Annotated in this window: 23 protein-coding genes and 1 pseudogene; 13 read left to right on the top strand and 11 right to left on the bottom strand. The window is 61.3% G+C overall.

Features of this window, described 5'->3' with window-relative positions; genetic code table 11:
- Positions 1–41: 41 nt before the first annotated feature.
- From G8O24_RS06110 to G8O24_RS06120, 3 genes are all read left to right on the top strand, one after another.
- Entirely contained in the window at positions 42–488 is a 447-nt protein-coding gene (locus G8O24_RS06110; protein ID WP_188097497.1) for a hypothetical protein, read from the top strand.
- 127 nt (positions 489–615) lie between these two features.
- A complete protein-coding gene (locus G8O24_RS06115; protein ID WP_188097498.1) occupies positions 616–900 on the top strand; it encodes a hypothetical protein in 285 nt (94 codons plus the stop codon).
- A gap of 122 nt (positions 901–1,022) precedes the next feature.
- Positions 1,023–1,451 carry a CHRD domain-containing protein gene (locus G8O24_RS06120; protein WP_188097500.1) on the top strand — a complete coding sequence of 143 codons (429 nt, stop codon included), beginning with the start codon at positions 1,023–1,025 and terminating at the stop codon, positions 1,449–1,451.
- A 43-nt stretch (positions 1,452–1,494) separates the two neighbouring features.
- Here G8O24_RS06120 and G8O24_RS06125 read toward each other — a convergent pair whose 3' ends face one another.
- The 3 genes from G8O24_RS06125 to G8O24_RS06135 all read right to left on the bottom strand — a co-directional run bounded on the left by G8O24_RS06125 (position 1,495) and on the right by G8O24_RS06135 (position 4,528).
- Complete coding sequence (locus tag G8O24_RS06125; RefSeq protein WP_188097502.1) at positions 1,495–1,860, bottom strand: VanZ family protein; 366 nt, start codon at positions 1,858–1,860, stop codon at positions 1,495–1,497.
- Between the two features lie 163 nt (positions 1,861–2,023).
- Complete coding sequence (locus tag G8O24_RS06130) at positions 2,024–3,589, bottom strand: EAL domain-containing protein (RefSeq protein ID WP_244645758.1); 1,566 nt, start codon at positions 3,587–3,589, stop codon at positions 2,024–2,026.
- A 765-nt stretch (positions 3,590–4,354) separates the two neighbouring features.
- Entirely contained in the window at positions 4,355–4,528 is a 174-nt protein-coding gene (locus G8O24_RS06135; RefSeq protein ID WP_188097506.1) for a hypothetical protein, read from the bottom strand.
- A gap of 567 nt (positions 4,529–5,095) precedes the next feature.
- On the opposite strand from G8O24_RS06135, the gene G8O24_RS06140 reads away from it, so the two are divergent.
- Complete coding sequence (locus G8O24_RS06140) at positions 5,096–5,251, top strand: hypothetical protein (RefSeq protein WP_188097508.1); 156 nt, start codon at positions 5,096–5,098, stop codon at positions 5,249–5,251.
- Between the two features lie 461 nt (positions 5,252–5,712).
- The gene (locus G8O24_RS06145) at positions 5,713–5,976 is read left to right on the top strand and encodes a hypothetical protein (protein WP_188097510.1); all 264 of its coding nucleotides are present in this window, start codon (positions 5,713–5,715) and stop codon (positions 5,974–5,976) included.
- A gap of 71 nt (positions 5,977–6,047) precedes the next feature.
- Here the strand turns inward: G8O24_RS06145 and rfbB are convergent, their stop codons facing one another.
- Together rfbB and rfbA are read right to left on the bottom strand one after the other, a co-directional pair.
- The gene (gene rfbB, locus G8O24_RS06150; RefSeq protein ID WP_188097512.1) at positions 6,048–7,112 is read right to left on the bottom strand and encodes a dTDP-glucose 4,6-dehydratase; all 1,065 of its coding nucleotides are present in this window, start codon (positions 7,110–7,112) and stop codon (positions 6,048–6,050) included.
- Positions 7,113–7,124: 12 nt separating this feature from the next.
- Positions 7,125–8,006: a glucose-1-phosphate thymidylyltransferase RfbA gene (gene rfbA, locus G8O24_RS06155; protein WP_188097514.1), complete on the bottom strand. Its 882-nt coding sequence runs from the start codon at positions 8,004–8,006 to the stop codon at positions 7,125–7,127.
- An 85-nt stretch (positions 8,007–8,091) separates the two neighbouring features.
- Here rfbA and rfbC point away from each other — a divergent pair, with 85 nt between their 5' ends.
- From rfbC to G8O24_RS06170, 3 genes are all read left to right on the top strand, one after another.
- Complete coding sequence (gene rfbC / locus G8O24_RS06160) at positions 8,092–8,646, top strand: dTDP-4-dehydrorhamnose 3,5-epimerase (RefSeq protein ID WP_188097690.1); 555 nt, start codon at positions 8,092–8,094, stop codon at positions 8,644–8,646.
- A gap of 1 nt (position 8,647) precedes the next feature.
- A complete protein-coding gene (rfbD, locus tag G8O24_RS06165) occupies positions 8,648–9,544 on the top strand; it encodes a dTDP-4-dehydrorhamnose reductase (protein WP_188097516.1) in 897 nt (298 codons plus the stop codon).
- 115 nt (positions 9,545–9,659) lie between these two features.
- A complete protein-coding gene (locus G8O24_RS06170; RefSeq protein ID WP_188097519.1) occupies positions 9,660–10,082 on the top strand; it encodes a hypothetical protein in 423 nt (140 codons plus the stop codon).
- A gap of 27 nt (positions 10,083–10,109) precedes the next feature.
- On the opposite strand, the gene G8O24_RS06175 is transcribed toward G8O24_RS06170, so the two are convergent.
- Positions 10,110–10,844, bottom strand: a complete 735-nt coding sequence (locus G8O24_RS06175; protein ID WP_188097521.1) for a metallophosphoesterase family protein — start codon at positions 10,842–10,844, stop codon at positions 10,110–10,112.
- A 167-nt stretch (positions 10,845–11,011) separates the two neighbouring features.
- The gene (locus tag G8O24_RS06180) at positions 11,012–11,290 is read right to left on the bottom strand and encodes a hypothetical protein (protein ID WP_188097523.1); all 279 of its coding nucleotides are present in this window, start codon (positions 11,288–11,290) and stop codon (positions 11,012–11,014) included.
- 343 nt (positions 11,291–11,633) lie between these two features.
- Between G8O24_RS06180 and G8O24_RS06185 the strand changes: the two genes are divergently transcribed.
- On the top strand, positions 11,634–13,058 hold the full coding sequence (locus G8O24_RS06185; protein ID WP_188097525.1) for an undecaprenyl-phosphate glucose phosphotransferase: 1,425 nt from the start codon (positions 11,634–11,636) through the stop codon (positions 13,056–13,058).
- Positions 13,059–13,463: 405 nt separating this feature from the next.
- Here G8O24_RS06185 and G8O24_RS06190 read toward each other — a convergent pair whose 3' ends face one another.
- Positions 13,464–15,779 (bottom strand): polysaccharide biosynthesis tyrosine autokinase, encoded by a 2,316-nt coding sequence (locus G8O24_RS06190; protein WP_188097527.1) that lies wholly within the window; start codon positions 15,777–15,779, stop codon positions 13,464–13,466.
- A gap of 27 nt (positions 15,780–15,806) precedes the next feature.
- Positions 15,807–16,424: a hypothetical protein gene (locus tag G8O24_RS06195; protein WP_188097529.1), complete on the bottom strand. Its 618-nt coding sequence runs from the start codon at positions 16,422–16,424 to the stop codon at positions 15,807–15,809.
- 928 nt (positions 16,425–17,352) lie between these two features.
- Here G8O24_RS06195 and G8O24_RS06200 point away from each other — a divergent pair.
- The 4 genes and pseudogenes from G8O24_RS06200 to G8O24_RS45565 all read left to right on the top strand — a co-directional run bounded on the left by G8O24_RS06200 (position 17,353) and on the right by G8O24_RS45565 (position 22,157).
- The gene (locus G8O24_RS06200; protein WP_368736597.1) at positions 17,353–18,573 is read left to right on the top strand and encodes an acyltransferase family protein; all 1,221 of its coding nucleotides are present in this window, start codon (positions 17,353–17,355) and stop codon (positions 18,571–18,573) included.
- 8 nt (positions 18,574–18,581) lie between these two features.
- Positions 18,582–19,952: a hypothetical protein gene (locus G8O24_RS06205; protein WP_188097531.1), complete on the top strand. Its 1,371-nt coding sequence runs from the start codon at positions 18,582–18,584 to the stop codon at positions 19,950–19,952.
- 10 nt (positions 19,953–19,962) lie between these two features.
- The gene (locus G8O24_RS06210; RefSeq protein WP_188097533.1) at positions 19,963–21,066 is read left to right on the top strand and encodes an acyltransferase family protein; all 1,104 of its coding nucleotides are present in this window, start codon (positions 19,963–19,965) and stop codon (positions 21,064–21,066) included.
- Positions 21,063–22,157, top strand: a pseudogene (locus tag G8O24_RS45565) (acyltransferase family protein). Before G8O24_RS06210 ends, G8O24_RS45565 begins: the two are co-directional and overlap by 4 nt.
- A gap of 34 nt (positions 22,158–22,191) precedes the next feature.
- Here the strand turns inward: G8O24_RS45565 and G8O24_RS06220 are convergent.
- Together G8O24_RS06220 and G8O24_RS06225 are read right to left on the bottom strand one after the other, a co-directional pair.
- Positions 22,192–23,538, bottom strand: coding sequence for an acyltransferase family protein (locus G8O24_RS06220; protein ID WP_188097535.1), 1,347 nt, complete (start codon positions 23,536–23,538; stop codon positions 22,192–22,194).
- 89 nt (positions 23,539–23,627) lie between these two features.
- A complete protein-coding gene (locus G8O24_RS06225) occupies positions 23,628–24,728 on the bottom strand; it encodes an acyltransferase family protein (RefSeq protein WP_188097537.1) in 1,101 nt (366 codons plus the stop codon).
- Positions 24,729–24,818: the final 90 nt, after the last annotated feature.

A 24,818-nucleotide genomic window follows, 5' to 3' on the forward strand; every position in this document is an offset into this window, starting at 1 on the left:
TTGGTCGCAAATACGTTTGAATTTCACGACGGATATTGTTCATGCTCAGAGACGGCAAATACGCTGCCTGGTTCAGGACCCCACGTGGTCAAGGCACGGGGCTTGTCGAGTTGTCCGATGGACGGATCTCCGGCCGCGACAGCTTCTTCACCTATGGCGGCTCCTATCGGGTCGATCAGCAGCGCTTCACCGCCATCCTCACCGTGAAGCGGCATACCGAGGGCAATCCGAGCGTGTTCGGTCCTGACGAGGTCGAGGTCGATCTGTCCGGCCTCTGCGCCGGCGCGATGGCGACCTGCTCGGGGGCGGCGAGGGAGGTGCCTGATATCAAGTTCGAGGCGACGCTGATCTACAGCCAGGAAGACGCCGTTGCAGGCGACGCCAAATGCGCGGTCGTGAAGCTCAATGCCGACAAATTGCCCAAGGGCCTCGACAGCAGATCGCGGCCACGGCCTCCGTTCGGGCCCGCCAGGCCTCCTGCGTCCTGATGTTCATCCGAGCTTTAGCATTGCGTTGACGCTGTTCGCGCGAAAGCGTGTGATGCCCGCACCTCGGCAAGAGTGCTTTTAGGTGTGAAATCTAGGTTGAGGCTCACAACAAAAGGCGGACAGGGACATGCCTCAGATCTGGATGACTTATGACGAACTCGGGATGCTTTGCGGCTGTAGTGCCGGCGAGGCCCGGGTGCAGGCGCTGCATTGGGCGCTCGATCGCCGCAGGAGCCGCGATGGCAACACCCGCGTCAAGCTGAACTTCGCCCTGATGAACCGGTTCTTCGAGGGCATTCGCAACACCGAATCCGATCTTGACGAGGCGATCTCGGCGCTCCGCGATACGCATCGGCAGATGTCCCGCGGCTTCATCTCCGATCAAGGGGATTTCAAGCGCGACGCGGTGTAGGTCCGTCGCTTCGGCGGCGGTCGTTCGAATCAGGCATAATCAGTCGGCCGGATTTGGCGCGACCTCCAGGGTTTCACGCTGGAGCAGGTCGGGACCAACGGGATCCGGGCTGGGAGGTTGCCATGATGAGAGCCGTGTACCTGGTCGGTGCCTTGGTTTTTGTGCTTCCGCATCTTCTCGTGACGGCGGCCAGGGCCGAACTCGTCAAATTGCATGCGGAACTCAAGGGCGGCAACGAAGTGCCGCCCAATACGAGTTCCGGCTCGGGCAAGGCCGAGGCGGCGTTCGACACCGAGACGAAGCTCCTCACCTACACCGTCACCTACGCAGGTCTGACCGGGCCGGCGCTCGGCGCGCATTTCCATGGACCGAGCGAAGCCGGCAAGAACGCCGGCATCGCGCTGCCGTTCAAGTCGACGCAAAGTCCGATCCAGGGCACCGCGACCCTCACCGAGGCGCAGGCTGCCGATCTGCTGGCCGGCAAATGGTATGCGAACATTCATACCGCAGCCAATCCCGGTGGTGAGCTGCGCGGGCAGATGGCAAAATAATCTGCCGCGCATCGCCGCGATGTGCGCCGAGGCCGCGCCCGCGTCAGGACGGTGGTCTGGGCAGGAAAGCCAGAATGGTCTGGGCGAGGATGACGCCGAGGGAGCCGCCGGCGGCCTTTTGCAGCACGTCGATGAACGCCGGATCGCGGTCGGGCACCATCGCCTGCAACACTTCGAGCCCGATGGCGACGGCGACCACGAATGCGCAAGCCAGCCCGAAGCGTCCCGGCAGCAGAAAGGACAGCAGGAAGCCGAGCAGGCAATAGGCGCTGAAGCGCTCGATGACGACGACCCAATAGGCTTCGGCATGGCCGAGCAGGACCGGCCTGCCAGCAAGCGTGGCCAGTGTGGCGTAGACGATCAGCGCAAGGCAGATGGCCGCCGCTGCGATGAGATGATTTCGGCGCATTTCGGCATCATAGCCGCTCGGCCGGCGCGCAGCTCCCATGAGCGCATAACATCGTGATGAGTGCGCCCTTCGTGGCGGGCTTGCAGCCGCCTGGTGGCCCCATAGGGGACGTATCGGTGGCGGCGTCTTGCCCGGTCGTCCGAACGTGGGCCATCCGTATCAGTCAGGCGACCAGCACGGCGACGGCAGCCGGAGTTGAAATTGCGGCGGCGGTGCGCTGCGACGCCATCAATTCGCAAAAACCGGCAAAGGGTAGAGGCGCTGCAACGAGGTAGCCCTGCCCTTCTCCCACGCCGCACGAAACCAGGGCGCGGACCTGCTCCTCGGTCTCGATGCCTTCCGCTACCACGGTCATGTGGAAATCTCTGGCGAGCGCCACCAGCATCTCCACGATGGTCGTGGTCGAGGCGTCCGCCGTGATGGTGTCGACGAAGAACTTGTCGATCTTGATCGTGTTGGCGCCGAGCCCTTTCAGTCGCGACAGCCCGCTATGGCCGACGCCGACGTCATCGATGGCAACGCGAAAGCCGTAATCGCGCAGCTCGCCCACCACGGCTGCAGCGCGCGTCAGATCGTCGAGCTCGTCGCGCTCGGTCACCTCGATCATGATCTGCCGTGCGGACACTCGTGCCGCAGCGACGGTGCTGCGGAGCGTCTCGACGAAGCCGGCGCCGAGGATATGCCTGGGCACCACATTGAACGAGAGCTTGAAGTCCTTGTCGGCTTTCAGCTGCGGCTGGAGGTCGGTCAGCGCCTGGTGGAGCAACTGCCAGGTCATGGCTTCGATCCGCCCGCTGGATTCCGCCAGCGGAATGAAGTTCATCGGCGGCACCACCGTGCCGTCCTCACGCAGCCAGCGTGCCAGGATCTCACAGCCTCTGATCTCGCGGGTGCGCAGATCGAAGATCGGCTGGAAATAGGGCCTGAATTCGCCGCGCGTCAGCGCGCGATCGAGGTCGGCAACCGGCCCTTCCATGCGCCGGGCCCGTGACAGCAGGATGCCGAACAGGACACCGAGCGCGAGCGCAACCGTCATCGTGGGCCAGTAGGCCTGGCTGTTCCATGTCGACAGCACGGACTTGTCGATGCGGATGATCACGCGCAGCGGATAACGCGTCGAGCTCTTTTCGAAGTCGATCGCATGCGTCAGCGCCTTGTCGGCCTCGAGCGCGAATTCGCCGAGCCTTGCGCCGTTCTTCAGTGCGAGCAGCACCTCGCCGTGCGCGCGCAGCTCGGCCGGCATGATGTCGAACAGGCTGGAATTGATGCCGAGAATGGCGACCAGCGCTTTCTTGTCGCCGATGTCCCTGAGCACGCCGAGTGCGTCACCACCGAACTGCTCGACGCGAAACAGCATCAATTTCGAATCGCGCGACGCGAGCATGTCCGCCCGATCGACCCAGCCTTTGTCGAATTCGAGCGTCTCGGAATAGGCCGAGCAGATCACCGAGCCGTCGGAATTGACCAGACGGACATCCTTCACGGCGGAGCGTTGGTAGACGTGCAGTCGGATCGCCTGAAGCGAAGCGGGCGCGCATGTCGCAAGTCCGCGGCCGGCCAGATCGTCAAGGCTTGCCGTCGCGAAGTCGACGGCGAGTTCCGACCGGTGCAGCACCACTTCGGTCAACTCATGGAGCTGACGCATTTGCTGATCATGGATGAAGCGCGTCGCGGCGATGTGGCCCGCGAGCGCGAACGCCGCCATGCCTGCAAGCACGAGCGCCGCCATCGAGAGTCTCGGCCGTGTTGCTTTCATCCAGCCCGCGAAGGTTAAACGGATGAGATAACCTTAACCTTGGAGCCTCTAAAATACGGTTTAAGGCGATCGCGGGCCGGTTTGGTCGCCTACAGCGGCCAACAGTCCGTTAACGGCTCCTTTCAGGAATAATGCTGGGGCGCCGGCAGTTCCATTCGCTGGAACTCACGCTCATCACGGGCTCGAATTCCCGTCATCCGCAAGCGGGAGCCCGTGGGCAACCCAGAAGGCCGGTCGCCCCGGCAGGCGGGCGCCCGTGAGCTGCGGCCTCACCGTCGATTGTAGGACCAGCCCTTGTCGACATTGGTCGGGTAGCGCGCAGCGAAGTAGGGATTCCGGAGGCAGTTGCGCGCGGGATCATAACCCCAGTCGGCGCATTCGTGGAAATTCAGGAATCTGCAATCGAAGCCGAAAGCTCACCCAGGCGCCCCGTTGGGAAATCCGAAGCGGACGGGGCCTTGTGCCCACGCTATCGAGGGCAGGGCCAGGAGCAAAGCTACGGCGAGAGCACGGGACACCATGGTGCAATCCTCCAGCGGATCTTCGGCGGGACACCGAGGTATCGAGCGATCGTCCGCAGCGAGAAACAACCGACGTTCAATTGGGAAGTCTAGCATCGTGGGATGAGGAGATCGAGAGCGCTGTGGCGCCGGAAAGGCGTCGTTCTGCCCCTATATCCAGTTCGTGCCGGCGACAATCGCCTGTCTCGCCCATTCCCGCTCTCCCGGCGTATGGTCTCTAGCCCTGCTTGTCTGCTGTCGATTTCACCGCCAGGCCGTGACGCAAAGCCATGCTCTTGTTGGCGTCGTGCGATCTTCCGAGCTTCTTTGCCGCTTCCTCCAGCGATGTCGAAGATTTCGCCAGCTCCATGAGCCGGCGGTCTTCCTTGAACGACCAGGGCTTCCGCGCCATAACCGAAATAATCCTCCTGCAACGACACAACGACAAAGCCGCCAAGCGGACCCATGTCGCTCGGCGGCTTTGCTTGGGTGGGGCCGGGCCTTGGGGGAAGCCCGGTGCGGAAATGGATATGCGATCGGTGAGACTTCGCAACAAACAACGCGGATTAAGCTAACTGCTCAACCTTACCGCGATAAAATCGGCGCCCGGGGCTCCGTACAACTCCGGGGTTTTTGTGGATGTCGTGCCGGTCTGCCCAATGCCGCAGCTCCAGGACATGTCGCCCGCAGGGTGGCGCGATCGCCGCAAGGCGCGGCGACCAAATCTGAGCATGCAGTTCGACCGACTCTCTTGAAAGTTGCAATCTCTCGAATCCCTTCGGACATCGATCAAGGACGTCTTCGGAGATATTGTTCCGTCGCTCGACGCTGGTTGCCGCATCGATTCAAAATTCGTTGAAGACAGAGATCGTGATGGAGCATGTTTGAACATCGGCCGCTTCTCGTTCGCGTCGTCACGAGATCGTCGAATTCGTTCGGTTATGATCAGTGCAAACGATACGAATAGAAGAAGATCGAGATGCTTCAAAAAACGCTGTCCGAGAAGCCTCTGGCGAAGATAAGAGAACGAGCATTCGAAGGCGCTTTTCTCGGCGTCGCGTTGATCGCAATGGCGGGATGGGCCTATTTCATCATTCTGCTGTCGCTGAAATTCTTCCTCTGGCTGATCGGGTGATGCAAACGATCGGGAAGCATGCACATTGCTGCTCAAGAATTCCCGCCCTTGGTGAAAAAATCAGCGATCATCGTTGTTGTGTAATGACTACTGTAGGGTGAGAATAGACGTGCAGCGAACGAAGATGGCAGTATCCGCGAGCAGAGGGAGCTCTGCATGACACAGGCGTCATTGCTGATTTCGGCCTTTGCCGACTTGCGCGTCAGTTATGCGGGGCGTGGGCACGCGAGGGACGACGATCGCCTTGAGCGCGTGGGCGCGGCGGCACCGGCCTTGTCGCAGCCGCCATGCATTCGGACTGGGGTTGACGGATGGCAGGGCGCGCAACGGTAACCATAACCGGCAAGGTTACGTCGCTCCCGACATTGTTCCCCCACTCATGTCCTTACTAGATTACGCACGGTTCTTTCGGGAGTGTCCTGTTGATCCTAGCCGCCCGTCGATCGCGAAAGAGGTGCGCCATGGCTACCGTCAGGAGCAATAATGCGCCGCGACGATATTTCGTCGATGGGGGCGGCAGGCGCGTTCTGATCGGTCTTACGCCCGAGGAGACCTCCGAGTTCGAACGGCTTGATAGAGCGCCGACCCGAACCGACATGATATCGATCGTGCTTGGTCCTCAACCGGCTCCGGGCGAGCGGCGCTGGTTGGAGCTCTACGCCAAGCATGAAGACGCGTGGAAGGACTGGATGGCGCAGAGCCGCGTGGATCGGCCTTACCTCTAGCCAGTCTTCTATTGGACGCGGCCGGGCTGCGGCCGCCCTCTTGCGGGACGGTGGCCGCCTGCGAAAGGGGGCTATCCGAGGCCGATGCGCTTCTGCTGGTAGCCGCGATCGAGAATGGCTTGCCACCATGGCCTGTTGTCGAAGAACCAGCGAACGGTCTTGGCCAGCCCGCTTTCAAAATTCTCATCCGCCCGCCATCCGAGTTCGCGCTCGAGCTTCGAAGCGTCGATGGCGTAGCGCCGATCGTGACCAGGGCGGTCGGCGACGAACGAAATGAGGCCACGTCGGGAGCCTGCCGCGTGCGGCGACATCTCGTCGAGCAGGTCGCAAATGCTTTCCACGACGTGCAGGTTGGTGCGCTCGTTGCGGCCGCCGACATTGTATGTCTCGCCGATCGCACCGCGCTCGAGCACAAGCGTCAGCGCCTTGGCATGGTCCTCGACGTAGAGCCAGTCGCGGATGTTCTGTCCATCGCCGTAAACCGGCAGCGGTTCTCCCGCGAGCCCCTTGATGATGATGTGGGGAATGAGCTTCTCGGGAAAGTGATAAGGCCCGTAATTGTTCGAGCAGTTCGTCACCATCGTCGGAAGATCATAGGTCTCGCGCCAGGCGCGGACCAGATGGTCGGACGACGCCTTGCTCGCCGAGTAGGGCGAATTCGGTGAATAGGACGTGGTTTCGGTGAAGTAGCCGTCCTTGCCGAGCGATCCGAACACCTCGTCGGTCGAGATGTGGAGGAAGCGGACCTGCGAGCGGCGCTCCGAGGATAGCGCCCGCCAGTATCGCAGCGCCTCCTGAAGCAGCGTGAAGGTGCCGACGATGTTGGTCTGGATGAATTCGCCGGGGCCGTCGATCGAGCGATCGACATGGCGCTCGGCCGCCAGGTTCATCACCGCGGCCGGCTGGTACTTCTCGAACAGCTTGCGCAGCGAGGCAGCCTCACAAATGCATTGCCTCTCGAATGTGTAGCGTGGGTTCGCATCGGCATCCGGAATTGACTCGAGGTTTGCCGCATAAGTCAGCTTGTCGATGTTGACGACGCGCGCCTGCGTGTCGCGGAGCAGGTGACGGACGACCGCGGAGCCAATGAAACCCGCACCGCCCGTGACGAAAATCGTGGAGCCTTTGAAACGCATGGGTGATCTACCTCAGGCTTGAGCGGCGAAGGAGCGGGCCACCGAATGCAGATACTGGCCGTAGCTGCTCTTGGCGGTCTTCTCGGCGACCTTCGTGAAGGCGTCGAGGGAGATGTAACCGCGGCGCAATGCGATCTCCTCTGGGCAGGCGATGCGCAAGCCCTGGCGCTGCTCCAGGATCTGGACGAAATGACTGGCTTCGACCAGCGAGGCGTGCGTGCCGGTGTCGAGCCAGGCGAACCCGCGCCCGAGCACCTCGACGAACAGATCGCCGCGTTTGAGGTAGGCGTTGTTCACGTCGGTGATCTCGATCTCGCCCCGCGCAGAAGGCTTGATCCCTGCGGCGATGTCGACCACCGCATTGTCGTAGAAATAAAGCCCGGTTACGGCCACATTCGACTTCGGCTGCTTGGGCTTCTCTTCGATCGATCGCGCGCGTCCATCAGTGTCGAGCTCAACCACGCCGTATTGTTCGGGGGAGACGACGACATAGCCGAAGATCGTGGCGCCGCTCTTGCGCGCTGCGGCCTTGGCGAGCATTTCCGGAAGTCCGTGGCCGTAGAAGATGTTGTCGCCGAGAACAAGAGCGACGGAATCCGATCCCACGAATTCGCGGCCAACGATGAACGCGTCGGCAAGACCGCGCGGTGTTTCCTGCGTGGCGTATGAGAATTTGACGCCAATCTCCGATCCATCGCCGAGCAGGCGTTGGAACAGCGGCTTGTCCTGCGGAGTCGAAATGATGAGGATGTCGCGAATTCCAGCGAGCATCAACGTTGACAGCGGATAGTAGATCATCGGTTTGTCGAAAACCGGTAGCAGCTGCTTCGACACCACGGTCGTGACAGGATAAAGGCGCGAGCCAGTTCCGCCAGCGAGGATGATTCCCTTCATTGGTCCCTCCGGTTTACCCGTTCGAAAATATCAGATAGTGTGCGCTGCACAACATCGATGTGTGCGCGAAGCGGAAGTCGCTGGAATGAACGTTATCAAGACGCATCTGCCCGAAGTTCTGATCATCGAGCCGAAACTGTTCGGCGATCAACGCGGCTTTTTCTTGGAGACTTATCAGTTCGAGCGCTACGCGCAGAGCGGGATTGCGCGGCCGTTCGTTCAGGACAATCTGTCACGCTCGCGTCACGGGGTGTTGCGTGGGTTGCATCTGCAGAATCCGTTCACGCTGGGCAAGCTGGTCTCAGCACTTCGCGGTCGAGTCTTGGATGTTGCTGTCGATGTTCGAGTCGGTAGCCCGAATTTTGGGCGTCACGTTGCGGTCGAATTGAGCGAGGACAACCGCAGGCAATTGTGGGTTCCACGCGGATTCGCGCATGGATTTGCCGTTCTCTCCGAGACGGCCGACTTCTTCTACAAATGCGACGCGCTCTACAGCCCGAAGGACGAGATCTCCATTCGGTGGAATGACCCGGCGATCGGCATCGACTGGGGCCTCGCAGATCCCTCGCTGTCGCCGAAGGATGCCGATGCGCCATTGCTTGCCGATATGAAGAATCTGCCGCGTTACGGAGAGATTTGACATGAGGATCCTCCTGACGGGCGCTGCCGGGCAGGTGGGCGGAACTCTGCTTCCGTTGCTTCGCGAACGAGCCGACGTCGTTGCGCCATCGCGGGAACAGTTCGACCTGTCGCGGCCGGACGAGCTCGCAGACAGATTGGACTCGATCAAGCCGCATCTGATCGTCAACCCGGCTGCCTACACCGCCGTCGATCGTGCCGAAGACGAGCGCGAGCTCGCTTTTCGGGTCAACGCGGAAGCGCCTGCCGCGATCGCCCGATGGGCGGCGCCTCGCGGCGTGCCGCTCGTGCATTTTTCGACGGACTATGTCTTCGACGGATCCGGTGAAAGCCCCTGGCGCGAGAACAGCACGCCGGGACCGCTCTCGGTGTATGGCAAAAGCAAGCTCGCCGGCGACTTGGCGATCGCCGAGGCCGGTTCCCTGCACGTGATCGCGCGGACGTCCTGGGTGTACGCTGCGTCAGGTGCGAATTTTCTCAAGACCATCGTGCGGCTTGCCGGAGAACGCGAGCAGCTGCGCATCGTTGCCGACCAGATCGGCGCGCCGACAAGTGCCCATGCCATTGCGCAAGCGGTGGTTGCGATGCTGCCGCGGAACGACGAGGAGCTTCGCGGTATGTTCGAGGCGCGAGGTGGCGTCGTCAATCTGGTCTGCGCGGGCGAGACCAGCTGGCACGGCTTTGCGACGGCAATCGTTTCCGTGCCGCAAGCGAGGGTCGTCAGGTCAGCGGTGAAGGAGATCATGCCGCTCCGTTCGGACGAATTTCCCGCGAAGGCGAAGCGGCCCGCCAATTCCCGCCTTGATGGGCCCCGGCTGCGGGAGCGCGCCGGGATTGCGCCGCCGAGCTGGCAGCAGGCGCTCGATCGAGAACTGGATGCCGTGAAGGACGAGATCTGAACGCGCTCCGATCGGTCAGAGGCCGCGCCGGAGCGACAGGACGGTCAGGCTTTAAACTTTATTAACCATCCAGGGCCCATTTTCCGGTCTGGTGCCTCGAACCGGAAATGCACGCATGTTTCAGCTCTTCTTGCGGGCCCGCACTCACAATTTCCTGAAAGACCGTTTCGGCGGAGAGCAGACGTTTCGTGCACGCTCGCCCGAGCGCGACGCCGAAACCGATCGGACGCGCATCGAAGCCATCATGGCCGCGATCGAGAACGCGCTGCAGGCCGCGGAGCGCGAGCAATCCGGCCTGAACCGCCGGGTGGAAGACGTGCTGGCGCGCGCGGCCGTGACCATCGGCAATGGCGATGACGAATATCTCGAACGCGAGGCGCTGGACAATCACCACCAGGATCTGTTCGACAGGGAAATCCTGAACGGCCAGCGCAGGCTCAAAGAGCTCACGGCCTCGATCGCCCATTTCAAGTTCCTGAAGGCGGCGATGCTCAGCCGGTTTCCGGAATACCGGCAACCATCAAGCCAACCCAACTGATGTTCCGCGCCGCGTGCCGGCGCGTCGCTAGATCGCGAGCATGCTGTCGCCCTGAATCGACAGCAGCGTCAGGTTGCCGGTGGCATAGGCTCCGGTGTCGATATTGGCGCGGTTCTCGAGCAACTCGGCCTGACGTACCGGCGTATGGCCGTGCACGACGTATTTGCCGAAGCGCTTCTTGCTCTGGAGAAATTCGTCCCTGATCCAGAGCAGATCCTGCTCACGCTGTTCGGATAGCGGAATTCCGGGACGAACGCCCGCATGCACAAAGAAAAAGTCGCCGCATGTGAATGTCGGCCGCAGCTGGCGCAGGAACGCGATGTGCTGCGGCGGCATCGCCGAGATGAGTTCGCGCACGAGATCGGCCTGTTCGTCCTCGCCAAGATCTGGAGGCGCTGAGATCCCGTAGGACATCAGGGTCTGCAGGCCGCCGAACTGAAGCCAGTCGGCCGCGCGCGAGGGATCGTCCAGCATCGCGGTGAAATAGGCCTCGTGATTGCCCTTGAGAAAGACCGTGTTGCGGTACCGGCTGCGCTGTATCAGAAGGTCGAGGGTACGACGGGAGTCCGGTCCGCGATCGATGTAGTCGCCGAGAAAGACCTCGATGGCGCGATAGGGGCGGCTGTTCGCCATGTCGGCATCGATGACGGCGAACATCTGCTCGAGCAGATGCGCGCAGCCGTGAATGTCCGTGAGCGCGTAGATCCGCACGCCGTTCGGCAGCTTCGGCCGGGGCGAGTTCTGGGAAGGGAGCGTGATCATGGGGTTCAACTCTTGGAAAGAGCTTCGCCCGGGATGTCAATATGCTATCGACCGATCCGGCTCAGCAAGCGCGGTTTTTATGTCCACGGCGATGTGAACGTCCCGTTTTGGACGGCTGCCGGATGACCATGCCGATAGGTGGCGCGTCGATTTGCGGCCCGGCCTCGTCAGCTGAGGCTGCTGCCGTCGAACGACGGTGCGGCCTTGCCACGATAGCCGACCACGCGAGCGCGGCTCAGGATGGCGCCGCAGAAATAACCAAGCTGCAACACCGTCGCAAACAGCAGGATCATGCCGACCGTGTGAGCCGGTCCCTGTCCTTGCCATGCAGACATCCCGCCGATCAGCGCGGCACCGAGGACGATGGCAGGAGGCAGGATGAAAACTCTGAAGCGACCCCCGAGCAACGATCCGATCAACAGACTGAAAATGGCGATAGTACTCACGGCACAACTCCCCCGAACCGACCATCAGTGTGGCCGGTCCCGCCCTAAGGGTCGCTTAAGCAACAGGGTTGAATAACCGTTCAAATATCTGCGCAATGTTGCGTAAAATGCGTGCGATTGGCACGAAGCGCGTCACGTTGCTCAGCCAAAGGTCACACCCGCGACCGCGCTTTGATCACCGACGTATGCAGACGCCGCAGTGCAGAAATCGAATCGGTTTTTTTGGTTGCAGTGCCGCAATGTTGCTTTGTTTGGTTAAGACATTCCGCAACACGCATCGCAAGTTTGAATCGACCGCTTGCACTTCTCGGCTGCGAGTGCGTGGCGAGGCAGCGAGGTTCGGATGGCTGTAGCTACTTATGGTTCGGACAACGTCTATTCGGCTGTCTCGAGCCGTCGCAGTGCACTCCAGCGCCCTCTCCAGATCGCTCTGATCGCGGGTGACTTCCTTGCACTTCTGCTTAGCTATTTCGCGGCGAGTGGATTGTATCGTCTGCTCGTGGCCGAGCAGGATTCGTCGGTTGGTGCGGGTCTCGTCGTCGCCGCGGTGTTCGTGACGATCTCGTACTTCCAGGGCATCTACGAACATCATCGTCTCCTGGGCGCAGTCTGGCAGCTGCGCAAGACGCTGGCGATCTGGATCGTCTCGCTGACGATACTCGCGGTCGAAGCGTTTCTGCTCAAATCGTCGGCGGATCTGTCGCGCGGAACCACGCTGCTGTTTGCTGCGACTGGCGGCATTGCCTTGGCTGGGCTTCGGGTGCTGTGGCGCATTGCCTTGAATTCGGGCTACGCCAGGGGCCGTCTGGTCGACCGCAAAATCATGCTGCTCAGTCTGAAACCGCTCGATTTCACCTCAATTCGTTTCAAGGATCTGCGCAAGCACGGTTTCAACGTCGTGCGGCATTACGTTCTCGGACCATGCGCAGACGGTGCCGGGTGGCATCCCGCGATTCGCGACGTGGTGCGGGAGGCGCGCGCGGCCGATGTCGAGGAATCTCCTCTTCTGAGCGACTGGGACGAAATGCCTCTGCTGCAGCCGCTGAGCCAGCACCTTCGCGTCGTCCCGCAGCCGATCCGGCTGCTGCCCGACTTCCCGATCGCCGATCTCGTTTCTCGCCCGTTCCAGCCCGTCAGCGGTACGGTTGCCATCGAGATTCAACGTGCACCGCTCACCGTGTTCGAGCGGGCGCAGAAGCGCTGCCTCGATGTTGGCCTTGCCTCGTTTGCCCTGCTGCTGCTGGCGCCCCTGTTGGTGACGGCCGCGGTCATGATCAAGCTGGACTCGGCGGGCAGCGTGATCTTCAAGCAGTCCCGACGCGGGTTCAACGGCAAGCCCTTCCAGATCTGGAAGTTCCGTTCCATGACGGTGGCGGAGAATGGTCACACCGTGACGCAGGCGACGAGGTCCGATGTGCGGGTCACCCGGGTTGGTCGCATGTTGCGACGGACCAGCATTGACGAGCTACCGCAGCTCTGGAACGTCCTGCGCGGCGAGATGTCGCTGGTCGGGCCACGGCCGCATGCGTTGGCCCACGACAATTATTACGACCAGCTCATCAGCAACTACGTGTATCGGCACCACATGAAGCCGGGTCTAACCGGTTGGGCCCAGGTCAACGGTTTTCGTGGCGAGACACCGACCATCGACCTGATGGAAAAGCGCGTCGAATACGATGTCTGGTACGTCAGCAACTGGAGCATCTGGCTCGACATCAGGATCATCCTGAAGACTGCGCTGGCGCTGGTCCATCACGAAGCCTACTGAGCGCGGCAGGGCTCGCGTCGGTCCGAAGCGGCCGAGGATTGTCGGCTCTGCAGTAGACGCGATGGTTTTTGTCGTTGGCCATCCTGTGATGAGCGCCGGCCGAGAAGGTCCCAAGCGATCCGAAAGATCCGGTTGAGCGCACCCAACAGGGGTCTTGCCCATCCGATTCAACGGCCTCGACATTCGCCTGGCTCGGTTCGGTGGCCGCGCCCGGTCATGTCGGCGGCCGATCGCTCGGTGCCGGGCGGGACGCGCGCCCGCCCCTTTGGTTCGCACGCGCGGCTGCGCCGCCTGCAGTTCTGGGGTTCCGATCCCCCCGTGCACAAGACTCGCTGGCTATGGGACCTGTCTGGCAAATCCAGGATTACCGACGGTTCGGGTCAGGTTGGTGATGCTGGCCCCAGGTCAGGGTTGATACCGGCGGCAGGAATGGGCTCCAGGCGTGAGCCGGACCCAGGCGCCGGCGTCGCCTCCGGCTCCTTCGACATAATACGCGTTGTAGTGCGAGCCCTTATAGCCTTCGATGCGCTTCAGCATCTTCGGGTTTGCACCGTTGAGAACCGCGCCGAGCACCTTCTTCTGAATGCCTTCCGTGCTCGGCAGCGATTCCTGCAGGGCAGTGCGCGTCGTGCGGCCCCATTCGATGACATAGATGTAGGCGTCGACGAGGCGGCTGATCGCCTTGGCATCGGTCACCGGCATCACCGGAGCCAGATCGATGACGATGTAGTCGTATTCGTTTCGCAGCAGCGTCAGCAGGTCGGCCATCGCCTTCGAGGCCATGATGTCGGCGGAATTCACCATCCGAGAAACCGCAAACGAAGGCAGGAAATCCAGTCCGGTCTCTGCGCTGCGCCTGATCTGGTGTCCAACCGATTGCGGATTCTTGAGAGCCTCGAGCAATCCGCTCTTCGCAGTCGGGTCGAGCTCCCTGGTCAACGAGCGCGTATGGAGATCGCCGTCGATCAGCAGCACACGCTTGCCGGTGAACGCGGTGAGATGGGCGAAGTTGGCCGAAACCGTGGTCTTCCCTTCCTTCGGAAGCGAGGACACGATGCCGATGACCTTCACCTCGCGAGAGAGCCGCGCGAGATCGATCGAAACCTTGATGTTGCGCATGGTCTCAGCATAGCGCGAGAAGGGATGATCGATGACGTAGCGGGACAGCTGGCCGCTGGGCTCGGCCGGCGCGCCATCCTGCGATCGCGATCCGCGCAACTTCGGCAAGCCCATCGCCTTGGTGCCGATGGCGGGCAGCACCCCCAGGCATTTGACGCCGATCTCCTCCTCGACCTCGGTCGGCGCGCGAAGGACGTCGCTCAGCATTTCCCGGGCGAAGGCGGCTCCGAGGCCGAAGCAGAGGCCACCGAACAGGGCTCCGATCAGCGAGAGTATCGTCTTGGGCGAGCTCTTGCGGTCCGGCTTGACGGCGGTGCTGATGATGCGGGATTCGCTGATGGGGAAGCTCTGGTTTTGCATTGCCTGCTGCTGCTTCTCGAGGAAGCTGTTGTACAGGTTGCGATAGGTGTCGGCGGCGCTCTCGAGGTCGCGCAGCTTCACCTGCGCCTGGCCGGTGTTGCCGGCCTGGCTGACCAGATTCTTGAGGTTTTCCTCCAGCGACGTCTCGCGGCTCTTGGCGATTTCGTAGTCGCTGCGATAGGCGTCGCCGATGCGCTTGACTTCGTCTGCGATCGACTTGCGCAGCTCCTCCATGCGGCTGGCCAGATTGATCGAGGCTTGATGGGTCTTGCCGTAGCGGGCCGACCAATCGGAATACTGCGCCTGCAGGTCGAGATATTGCGCGCGCAGCCGGGTGATCACGGGATTGTTCAGCGCGTCGGTGACCGTCGGCTGGGCCAGGTCCTTGTCGGTGCTCGCATCGATGCGGTCGAGCCGGGCCTTGGCCTCGGCGGTGGACGCGCGGACCTGGATCAGTTGCGTGTTGACGTCGGTCAGCTGCTGCTCGTTCATCAAGCCGCGGCTGGTACCAACGATATTGTTCTGGCTCTTGAAGGTCTGCACGGCGCGGTCGCTGGCGGTCGCTTGCTCGCGCAACTCGGCGCTGCGCTGCTGAAGCCATTCGCTGGCGCGCTTGGTGGACTGATATTTTGCGTCGAGGGCGCCCACGATATAGGCATCCGCGATCTCGTTGTCGATCTTCGCCGCCTTGTCCGGATCCCGCGACTTGAAGCTGGCCGACAGGACGTAGGTCGTCAGCAGGCGCTCGACCTTGAGATTGTTCTCGACCGCGGCAACCGTTCCGCGTTCGATCCGCTCCTTCGACGCAGGCCCGTCCGAGCCGAACAATCCGATGACTTTACCGATAAGGGCACCCAAGAGGCCCGGATCATCGCCGTGAAACTCGGGATCCGCTGGCAGATTCAGGCGGCGGGCCACGGACCGGACCAGATCGTCTGAGGTGATGATCTCGACCTGACTGTCGACGAAGCCGGGGTCGATCAGCGCGTTGTTCGTGCCGTTGTCAGTGTCAAGCACCTGTGTCTGGCGCGTGTCCATCAGGATACGCGTGTTCGCCGTGTACATCGGCGTCGCGGTCAGCAGGTAGACGAAACAGATCGCCAGGGCCACTCCCACGACCGTTGCGATAACAGGCCATTGCCGGCGCAGAATGCCAATGATCCGCTCGAGGCTGAGCGTCGATGCCGCCATCTCGACCGCGGACCTCTCCTGCAGATGAAATTGCTCTCTGGGCTGATACATCTGAATGTTCATCGACCTGACGTGGGGTTATTGGGGGAGCAGCGCAGGAGCAAACGGATCGCCGATATCCGTGCTCCATTCACCAGTCATGAGGCTGTTCGCCGAAGTGGAAGGCTTGTTGCTTGCCGATCCCGGCGCGCTTCCACCTAGGGAGGGGGAGGCCACCGCGTTCGGATTGAATGCGACGGCCTCAAGCTCCGCGGAGTAGCCCGAGCTCAAGGCAGAGTCTGCCAGCTTTTGCACAAACTGACTGATCTTCTGGGCATGTTCGGGCTTGCGCGCCAGACAGATCAGCGGCGCCCGACGCAGCGCCATGCCGATCGAGCTCCGTTCGGCATTGGCGGATTCGCTGACGAGATCGCGGACGGCGGTCAGGAGTGTCAGGTCGCTCACGATATAGGCAGCAAGCCGGCCTGTGAGCTTGCTGCTGTCGCCGCGCACGGTGGGGTCGTGGAGCAGCGACGCAGGTTCCGTCTGGAAGACCTTCAAAATGGTTGCGGGGACGCGCTCCGATTGGTCGACGCATTGGGCCTCGCAACGACCCGCGCACGCCAGTGTCAGCCCTGCGACCGCAAGCGCTGCGCGAAGCCCGCTCAGCGGGCGACCGGGAGATTGTCGTCGTTGAAGCAGGGCCAAACCGCTCATTGCGCTCATTCACATCGTCGCAAGGACACATCGTCGCAAGGATTCTTTCAGGCACAGTGTCGCGCTTAACTATGTCAAATTCTTGTGCGGTGCAAAATTTAGTACGAAGCTCGGAGATTCTCGGCAAATTCTACGCTCAGCGATCGGCCTGTTTGCAAGCACACCACATGCAAGCGAAAGCTTGCGCTCTTGATCGCCGATGTTCGCCGGAAGCGCAGGTTGATTGCCGAACTGCATCGAAATCCATTCTTGGCCGGGGAACTCCATGCGCGAACGGTCAAGTACAAATTGTCCAGTGCGACGTCGCTATCCGAAAGCCGCGCCTCGATGATTCGTTCCACAATTCCTTCCTGCAACTGCAAGATGTAAATCCACTTGCGGCGATCCGGTCGCGATCAGTTTGTGGTGACTGGTGATTGCGCGGTCGTTGCGGCAGTCGTCAGCCGACGGCGAGACTGATGACGAGATCGGCGACGATGAGAAATCATCGAGCATCATGCTTCCCAGATAGGCAGCAGCGAGACTGCGAGCGGGCATCATGAGCGTCTCACAAGATCAACCACTGACAGCCGCAGCGGCGCCGCATTTGAGTTCCCGAAGCGCGATGCTCTTTTGCCACATTCGTGTCGAATGAAGAGGCTAGTTGCGTTGTGCTGCGAGCACGCAAAGCGAGGGACATCGACGGCAAGAGATGCGTTGGCTGATGGGCTTCTTGTTCTGTGGATCACCAGTTGCTCATCCAGAAGTGCGCGATCGTTTCCTTCGCGGCTTGTCGACGGATCGTGTGCGGCGAAGCGCGTCGTCGCGCTCGTGCATTTGATGTGGGCGGCTCTTCCATCGATCTGCATGCAAGAAATGCGAGCCGAACATTGTGCTCACGTCGAATGCTCAGTAGAAATGTTGCGCTGCAAAGTGCTAGGAAATTGCCGTGACGGTGCCCGTCCATCGCGAGAAAGAGCATGTCCTCACGCTGGACAGCATTCGGGGAATTGCTGCGGTTACCGTGGTGATTCACCACGTCATCCTGATGCCGACATTCCTCGCGGCGTTTCCGAATCGTGCCTGGATCGATTGCGCGTTCTTCCGCAGCGGCGGATTCATGGTCGATCTGTTTTTCGTGCTCAGCGGCATCGTGATGTCGTTGAACTATCTGCAACCCGATTTCGGGCGATTTTCCTTGCGCGAGTTCATGGCCCGACGGTTCGCGCGCGTATATCCCCTTCACATCGTGATGCTTCTCGTGTTGCTGCTATTCCGCCTCGCGCGCATCGGGCTTGGATTGGTGATGGCCGGGATCGTCGTGACCGCTCCCGCGGCGTTCGAAGTCAACAACGGGTATTCGTTCTTCCTGAATGTCTTCCTGTTGCAGTCCGTCGGCCTTGTTCAGTACCTGAGCTGGAATGCGCCGAGCTGGAGCATCAGCGTCGAATTCTACACCTATCTCGTGTTCGGCCTGATGCTGCTGGCCGCGCAGCGGTTTAATTCGCTCGCCTGGTTTTACGGCGGGGCCGTCGCACTGGCGGTCTGCAGCTGGTTGATCCTCACGATGGTGGTGGCGGCACCGCAATTGGACGTGCAGTTCGACTGGGGCCTGCTGCGCTGCTTCACGAGCTTCTTTCTCGGCGTGCTCGCTGTGAAAGCAGTCGAGGCATTGCCGCGCGACATCAGCCCGGCCTTGCAGGGCGCCATCCAGCTTGCGGCCGTGGTGGCATCAGTTGCGCATGTCGCGTTGACGGAGGCCCATCCGTGGATGAGTTACCTTGTGCCGGTGACTTTTGCGGTGCTGCTCGGCTCGCTCTTGGCGTTTCCCAGGGCCGCGGTCGTCCCCGGCATGCTCAGCATCAGGCCACTGCTATGGCTCGGTGAACGATCGTACTCGATTTACATGGTCCACGCCTTCGTCGTGCTGCTCGCCGAGTATTTTGTTCGCGCCGTGGGCAAGCATGCAGTGGCAAGCCTCGAGGCAATCCATCCGGGGTTGGCGCCGACGCTCAATCTGCTGGTCGTGCTCGGCGCCGTGCTCGCTCTGTCGCAATTGACCTATCGGTGGATTGAACTGCCCGGGTCAAGGCTGGTGCGAAACATCTTCCACGGAGTGGCGGCCTATTCGCCGGCGCCGGCGGAGCCCTCCACACGGCTGTCGAGCTGAGGACCGATATGACGACGACAACGCTCGCGCTACGCCGGACGATGCCGATATTGCGGTTCCCGCTGCTGATGTGGGGGGCGTTCAGCCTCGAGGCCGTTGCCATGGCCACATATTTCCTGCGCGATGATTTCTCGGCCGCCGCGCGATACTATCTCTACATCGCGCATCTGAGCCCGATCTGGTTCATACCGGATGGCTTCGGATTCATCTGTCTCTTCCTGTTCATTTACCGCTGCATCATCCAGAACCGGAGCATCATCGCCCTGGTCGTGCTGGTGTGGATCTTCCTGTCGCTCGGGATCGGCTATCTCTTTCTCGGCAACTCCACGGCGCTCGCCTCGTCTTTCAAGATGATCCTGCCGGTTTTCATCGGCTTCAGCTTTTGCGATTCGAACACGGCTGCCTACAAGAAGCTGCTGCTGCTGATGTCGGTACTCTTCTACGCATCGATCTTCGGCGTCGTGCTGTCGGCGTATTGGAAGGCGCCGTGGCTCAATTACACCTATGAGGCGTTCGGCGTGAAGCGGCAGGCCGGGCGGCTGTGGTGGGCAGGCTCCGAGCAGCGACTCTCCGGCTTCTGCGAGGATAGCACCGTCGTCAGCCTCTTCATTCTGGTCGGCTTCGTCATGACGTCGATACGAAAGAACGTGTGGTGGTGTCTCGTTTGCGGCGGGGTCGCTCTCTATGCGTTGAAGCTGACAACGAGCAAGACGACCATGGGCGTTCTCGCCATGTATCTCCTCGCCTTGCTCGTCGTCCGCGCAATGCCTGAAAGAATGCGTTTCCCGACCTTGAGGATGTTGGCGGCATGGTCCTATGCCACGATCCTGGTTCCCATCTTCCTGATCCTGGTGTTCGGCGGGACGTCGGTCGGTCAAAAAGCTCTTCTCTTCAGCCTGGTCGACCGGATCAACAACAGCTGGCAGAAGCCGTTCGTCTTCATGTCTCAGTTGATGCCGATCGGCTATATCACCGGGTGCGGCGTGGGCTGCTTCAACTATCCCATGAATCAGTTTTCAAACCTGACGTCCTACTGGGTACCGGTCGATAATTTCTATCTCGTCACCTTTCTGATGTTTGGTCTGCCTTTCGTCGCCTTCATGTTTTTTGTCATCCGAGCAACCCTGCTGACGACCGACATTTACAAATTGTCGCTTATATTCGTGCTGAATATCTTCAGCATCACGGTGGCTGATTATGGGCCGGCGTCGGGGCTGTTGCTGATGTCGTTCATCTTCAGCGACGTGTTCTCCAGGCGCGCTTCCTTCGTCTTCCAGGGCGGAAGGACGAAACGAGGCTATGCGCTGCATCCGAGCGCGGCCGCCCAGGGCGTGCCGGCAATGGCCGGAGCCACGCCTCGATTGAACGAGTCGGGTTGAAGGGCGGGCGATGCACAGGCGGCTCGCATTCATAGATACCTTGCGCGGCATCGCGGTCCTCGCGGTGCTGCTCCAGCACGCGCTGGAGCAGATCGTGCTGAACGGGTCCGCCGGTGATTACTATCGGATCCTCCACAATGCGGTCGGCGAATACTTCAATTTCGGCCGCTTCGGCGTCGCGCTGTTCTTCTTCGTCAGCGGCTTCGTGATTCCGAACAGCTTTCCCGACAGCTCGGCGCCGATCCGGGACTTTGCGATCAGCCGCGTTTTCAGGCTCTATCCGGCCTATTGGGTGTCGATCGTCGTTGTCTTGCTCATCGCGCCGGGGTTCGAAGCCAAGACATTTCCGCTGTCGCAGATCCTTGCCAACATCACGATGTTGCAGATGTTCATGAACGTCCCGAACCTCAACATCGGGTATTGGACGTTGGCCGTTGAGCTGATCTTCTATGTCGCATGCATCGCGTTGTTTGCGATCGGGTTCCTGAGGACGCGCTGGACCGCGATTTGCATCGTCGTGGCGGCCTCTCTGACTGCGATCGTGGCGGCTCCGTTCGTCAAGGCGCATCTCTTCTGGGGGCTGCTGGAGCTCATGCTGGATCTGACGGCGATGTTCCTCGGCAAGGTGGTGCGCGATGCCGTGATCGGCGAACGCCTGCAGTGGCGTCATGTCGCGATCTGCACGCTGCTTTACGTGCTCTATGCGGCCGTTTGCGCCTATCGGCGCTATGGCGTGGACTACCAGGACAATTTCTTCTGTGCTTACGGCATGGGGGCCGCCTATATCGCGGCTGCCATCGTGTTCGTGGCCTTTGCCGGACTAGGCGAGCGAGGCGCGGTGGGTGTGCTGTCGTTCGTCGGCCGCATCAGCTATTCGGTCTACCTGATGGGCCCCTACGCGCTGGTGGTGGTCGTTCATTTTTTCGGAACGGGGCAGAGCCCGCTGCAATGGTCTGTCTTTGTGATCGGAGTTGCCTGCGTGTCGATCTTGGTCAGCTGGCTGAATTATCTCACCGTGGAGAAGCCGATGATAGCCTTTGGTCTCCGGTTTCGTTCGCAGGCGCTTCGTGCGGTCACACTTCAGCCGTCGTTGCGGGGACAGGGGGCCGAATGAGCAGCCACAGCGAAAAATCCTATGCGGAATCGGGCGGCGCGTTCGTCCCTTCCATTCAGGGATTGCGCGGAATTGCCGCGCTCACGGTCCTGATCTGTCACTTTCGCGACATGCCCAAGGGGGGCATGCCCGATGTCCCAGGCGCGGGCTTCCTGCCGCCGATCTGGCCATGGCTTCAGGCCGTGCTCAATTCCGGCGGGCACGGGGTCGAGCTGTTCTTCATGATCAGCGGCTTCCTGATTCCGGCGAGCCTGGTGCGGCATGCGTCGATCGCGAAATTCATCTACGATCGTGTTCTGCGCATCATGCCGCTCTTCGTCATTTTGCACCTGACGGTGTGCCGGGTCTGGCCGTTCGGCGGGTAGAAGTGCTTCCGCGGTCTGGAGCTTGAGGGCTAGCTTGAGATTTTCATCGCCAACCTGTTCTTCCTGCAGAGCGTGCTGGGCTTGCCGATCGCCCAGCAGAACGCCTGGACCCTGACCTATGAATGGGCGTTCTACATCTGGTTCGCGCTGACCTTCTGTGCGGTCGTCCAGCTCAAGAACTGGTGGCTGGCGGCGCCCATGATGGTGGTGGCTGCGATTGCGCTGTTCTATTGGCCGATCGCGGCCTTCTTCGGCATCGGCATGCTCTTCAGCGCCACCAACATCCGCATTCCCGCCTCCGGTCCCTTGGGCCTGGCTGCGGGCCTGATCTGCTTTGCCGCGATGTATGCGGCGCTCGATCTCTTCCACCCCTTTGTCAGCCTGATTCCGGGCTTCCTCCTGTTCGGAATGGTGCTTGCGCCCGGGTCCGGCGTCTCGACCATCCTGAAGGCGTCGCCGCTGCAATATCTCGGCAAGATCAGCTACAGCTTCTACCTGGTCCACCCGTTCATGCTGTTTCCACTGCAGATGATGGGTCTGAAGCTGGTTGAGCGCGGCTACGATCGATGGCTGTTGTGGTCGGGCTTCGTGATCATCGGGACCGTCCTGGTGCTGATCGCGAGCGCCATGAGCTATGAGCTGATCGAGGTGCGGTTCCGCCGCCTGATTGACAGCGTGTTCCGCAACGCCTTGTTCGGAAAGAGGGCGGCGCGCAGTCCTGCCTGATCTCGGTTCCTCACGCCGGGCATGCCCGCTTGCGTCAGGCGGGTCTCTGGTAGAACCGGCGCAGCCGAAGCGCCGGTTTTTCGATGACGTTCCACGAGAAGGCCGCGAAGCCCAGCGTCAGCACCACGACGATCGGGAGGATCACCGCCAGCGAAAGGTGGTGATCGGGCCCAAGGACACGCTGGAAGATGTCGATCGTCGCCTGCGTGATCGGGAAGCCGTAGAGATAGATGCCGTAGGAAAGATCCTGGCTGAACAGGCGATCGAATGCCTTGAAGCTCTGCATGCCGATATAGACCGTGCAATAGGTCAGGAAGAGTCCGGCAAGCGGCAGCAATACGTTGAGCCACATGATGCCCGCGTAGCAGAGGGCCGATGCCACAAAGAGCATCCAGTGGATCGGCACGTATTTCGCGTTGAGGCGGAACACCATGCCGAAGAAGAACATGTAGACGAGGTACCAACCGGCGAGCCGCGTCGAATCGGACCGGACGTTGAAGGTGCCGGGATCGATGCAGTAAGCGACGAGCTCGGCAAGGAGCGCCGCGCCCACCAGGAACGTGATCCAGCGGACCTTTCGCGCCTCACCCGAGATCATGCGCGCAAGCAGAAGCGCGAAGGCGAAGACGTAGCACCACAGCTCCCAGGGCAGGGTCCAGAGATTGGCATTGACCATCTCCGGCCAGGGATTGTGCAGGAACAGGCCCGGCAGCTCGAACGTGACGTGGCCGACGATGTTGCCGAAATAGCGGTAGAACTGGTACTCGGACAAATATTGCGACAGCGGCAGTTGCGTCAGCAGCGGCCCGACCAGCAGCGCACAGAGCGTCACCTCGACGCTGAGCGCCGGGACGATCCGCAGCACGCGGTTGATGAAGAAGGTCTTGAGATCCGGGTTCTTGATGGCGCTGCCGGTGACCAGGAAGCCGCTGAGCGCAAAGAACATGCCGACGAGGGCGATCAGTCCGGGCCGCAGCAATTCCTGGATGATCTCGGATGCATGGAGGTGGCTGAACGACAGCGCGGTCAGTCCTCCCATCTTGTCGAAGGCGGCCGCGCCGGGATCCTTGAGGACATAGACGGCCATTCCTGGTTCATCCAGCTTCTTGACGAAGGCTGCGCCGGCGAACAGGCCGGCAACCGCGACACGACAATGATGCGACAGGATGATCAGCGACAGCATGTGCCGCATCATGTTGAAGCCCGGCCCGAGACCCCCGTTCCTGGCGAGAATGCTTTCCGCGGTGTCCTGCCGCGCCAGGCTCGACTGGATGGTGTCGGGCAGCCGCCGGAGACGAGACGGAGCGGAGGGACGCACGCGACCGAGGGCGCCCGGCAACGAAACGGCTGCGAGCTCTGGGTCCCGATCCGGTTGCGACATTCTCGTCAGCCTTTCATGCGCGCAGTTTTGCCGGCATCAGCCGATGCCACGAAGTTGAAGCCAATTCATGGCCGCCCGACAGCTCGGCGCTAGGCGACGACCGAGCGGCGGCGTCCGAGCCTGCGGCACCAGGCGATGAGCGGCTGCTCGATATACCAATGGATCAGGATTCCGGCGAGGATCGACACGATCACCGACATCATGACGAACAGCGCGGACGGCAGTGGATTGTGAAGCCGCGCGGATATCTGAATCAGCACGACAGCGGTCGCTGCGTGGGTGAGATAGATGGAATAGGAGGCGTTGCCGAGCAGCATGCCGAGGGAATGCCACGGTCCTGGCGCCTCGGTCGAGACGATGCCGAGCCAGACCACTAATGTCGCGAACAAGGTCCACCACAGCGCCCGAAGGCCATTGTCTTCAGACAGCGTGGCCCCGACAAGGGCAGTTGCCAGGATGGTCGCTGCAAGTGTGAGCAGGAATGCCGCCGGGAAGCGGTTCTGCACGATGGGGTGCGCCTTCAGCCACAGCAGGCCCAGCACGAAGCCCATGCCGAACTGCAGGTTGGGCATCATGATGTTGCCGTAACCGACCACGGTTGCGAGCGCGAGGCTGGAACTTTCGGGCTGCAGCAGCTCCGGCCACGCAAGCAGGCGGGACGCCGCGTACCACGCCAGCGGCGCGACGAACCAGGCGGCCAGCACATATGAAAGAGGGCGCGGCCGCAACATGGTGAGCGCGAACAGGATGTAGAAAATGAACTCGTGCCTGAGCGTCCAGACCACGTGGGGGCGCAGCTCGCCGATCGGCCACAACGCCATGGCGCGTAGTCCCGGCAGCAGATCGATCCTTGCGGTCCCGGCCATGGACAGCAGGTTGTATCCGATCACGCATACCCACATGAAGGGAATGATGCGCACGAAGCGCCGGACGAAGAATTCCGTGCGCGTGGCGCGGATCGGGCCGAATGAAACAATCGTGATGATGAAGCCGCTGATGACGAAGAAGATGGCGACGCCGAAGAGGCCGGTTTCAGCGAGCGCGAACGGGCTAATCCCGTAAGACGGCGGCAGGCTGACCAGCCAGTTGACGTGCCAGATCACCACCAGAATGGCGGCAAAACCGCGCAGATACTGAATTCCCGGGACGATCCCGCCCTTGGGCGAACGTGCACCCTCAATATCCGTCAATGTCGCCTCAATGCCGCGTCAGCTCGCAATGTCGAGCGCATCAGGGCTGCCGTCTAACCCTGATTTTGCGGCGCGATGATGGTCGATGAG

The organism is Bradyrhizobium campsiandrae (assembly GCF_014529705.1).
GTDB lineage: Bacteria > Pseudomonadota > Alphaproteobacteria > Rhizobiales > Xanthobacteraceae > Bradyrhizobium > Bradyrhizobium campsiandrae.

Excerpts from the sequence above, each read along its gene's own strand:
- G8O24_RS06110 (WP_188097497.1), top strand. The coding sequence starts at position 42 with ATGCTCAGAGACGGCAAATACGCTGCCTGGTTCAGGACCCCACGTGGT.
- G8O24_RS06115 (WP_188097498.1), top strand. The coding sequence starts at position 616 with ATGCCTCAGATCTGGATGACTTATGACGAACTCGGGATGCTTTGCGGC.
- G8O24_RS06120 (WP_188097500.1), top strand. The coding sequence starts at position 1,023 with ATGATGAGAGCCGTGTACCTGGTCGGTGCCTTGGTTTTTGTGCTTCCG.
- G8O24_RS06125 (WP_188097502.1), bottom strand. The coding sequence starts at position 1,860 with ATGCGCCGAAATCATCTCATCGCAGCGGCGGCCATCTGCCTTGCGCTG.
- G8O24_RS06130 (WP_244645758.1), bottom strand. The coding sequence starts at position 3,589 with ATGGCGGCGCTCGTGCTTGCAGGCATGGCGGCGTTCGCGCTCGCGGGC.
- G8O24_RS06135 (WP_188097506.1), bottom strand. The coding sequence starts at position 4,528 with ATGGCGCGGAAGCCCTGGTCGTTCAAGGAAGACCGCCGGCTCATGGAG.
- G8O24_RS06140 (WP_188097508.1), top strand. The coding sequence starts at position 5,096 with ATGCTTCAAAAAACGCTGTCCGAGAAGCCTCTGGCGAAGATAAGAGAA.
- G8O24_RS06145 (WP_188097510.1), top strand. The coding sequence starts at position 5,713 with ATGGCTACCGTCAGGAGCAATAATGCGCCGCGACGATATTTCGTCGAT.
- rfbB (WP_188097512.1), bottom strand. The coding sequence starts at position 7,112 with ATGCGTTTCAAAGGCTCCACGATTTTCGTCACGGGCGGTGCGGGTTTC.
- rfbA (WP_188097514.1), bottom strand. The coding sequence starts at position 8,006 with ATGAAGGGAATCATCCTCGCTGGCGGAACTGGCTCGCGCCTTTATCCT.
- rfbC (WP_188097690.1), top strand. The coding sequence starts at position 8,092 with ATGAACGTTATCAAGACGCATCTGCCCGAAGTTCTGATCATCGAGCCG.
- rfbD (WP_188097516.1), top strand. The coding sequence starts at position 8,648 with ATGAGGATCCTCCTGACGGGCGCTGCCGGGCAGGTGGGCGGAACTCTG.
- G8O24_RS06170 (WP_188097519.1), top strand. The coding sequence starts at position 9,660 with ATGTTTCAGCTCTTCTTGCGGGCCCGCACTCACAATTTCCTGAAAGAC.
- G8O24_RS06175 (WP_188097521.1), bottom strand. The coding sequence starts at position 10,844 with ATGATCACGCTCCCTTCCCAGAACTCGCCCCGGCCGAAGCTGCCGAAC.
- G8O24_RS06185 (WP_188097525.1), top strand. The coding sequence starts at position 11,634 with ATGGCTGTAGCTACTTATGGTTCGGACAACGTCTATTCGGCTGTCTCG.
- G8O24_RS06190 (WP_188097527.1), bottom strand. The coding sequence starts at position 15,779 with ATGTATCAGCCCAGAGAGCAATTTCATCTGCAGGAGAGGTCCGCGGTC.
- G8O24_RS06195 (WP_188097529.1), bottom strand. The coding sequence starts at position 16,424 with ATGAGCGGTTTGGCCCTGCTTCAACGACGACAATCTCCCGGTCGCCCG.
- G8O24_RS06205 (WP_188097531.1), top strand. The coding sequence starts at position 18,582 with ATGACGACGACAACGCTCGCGCTACGCCGGACGATGCCGATATTGCGG.
- G8O24_RS06210 (WP_188097533.1), top strand. The coding sequence starts at position 19,963 with ATGCACAGGCGGCTCGCATTCATAGATACCTTGCGCGGCATCGCGGTC.
- G8O24_RS06220 (WP_188097535.1), bottom strand. The coding sequence starts at position 23,538 with ATGTCGCAACCGGATCGGGACCCAGAGCTCGCAGCCGTTTCGTTGCCG.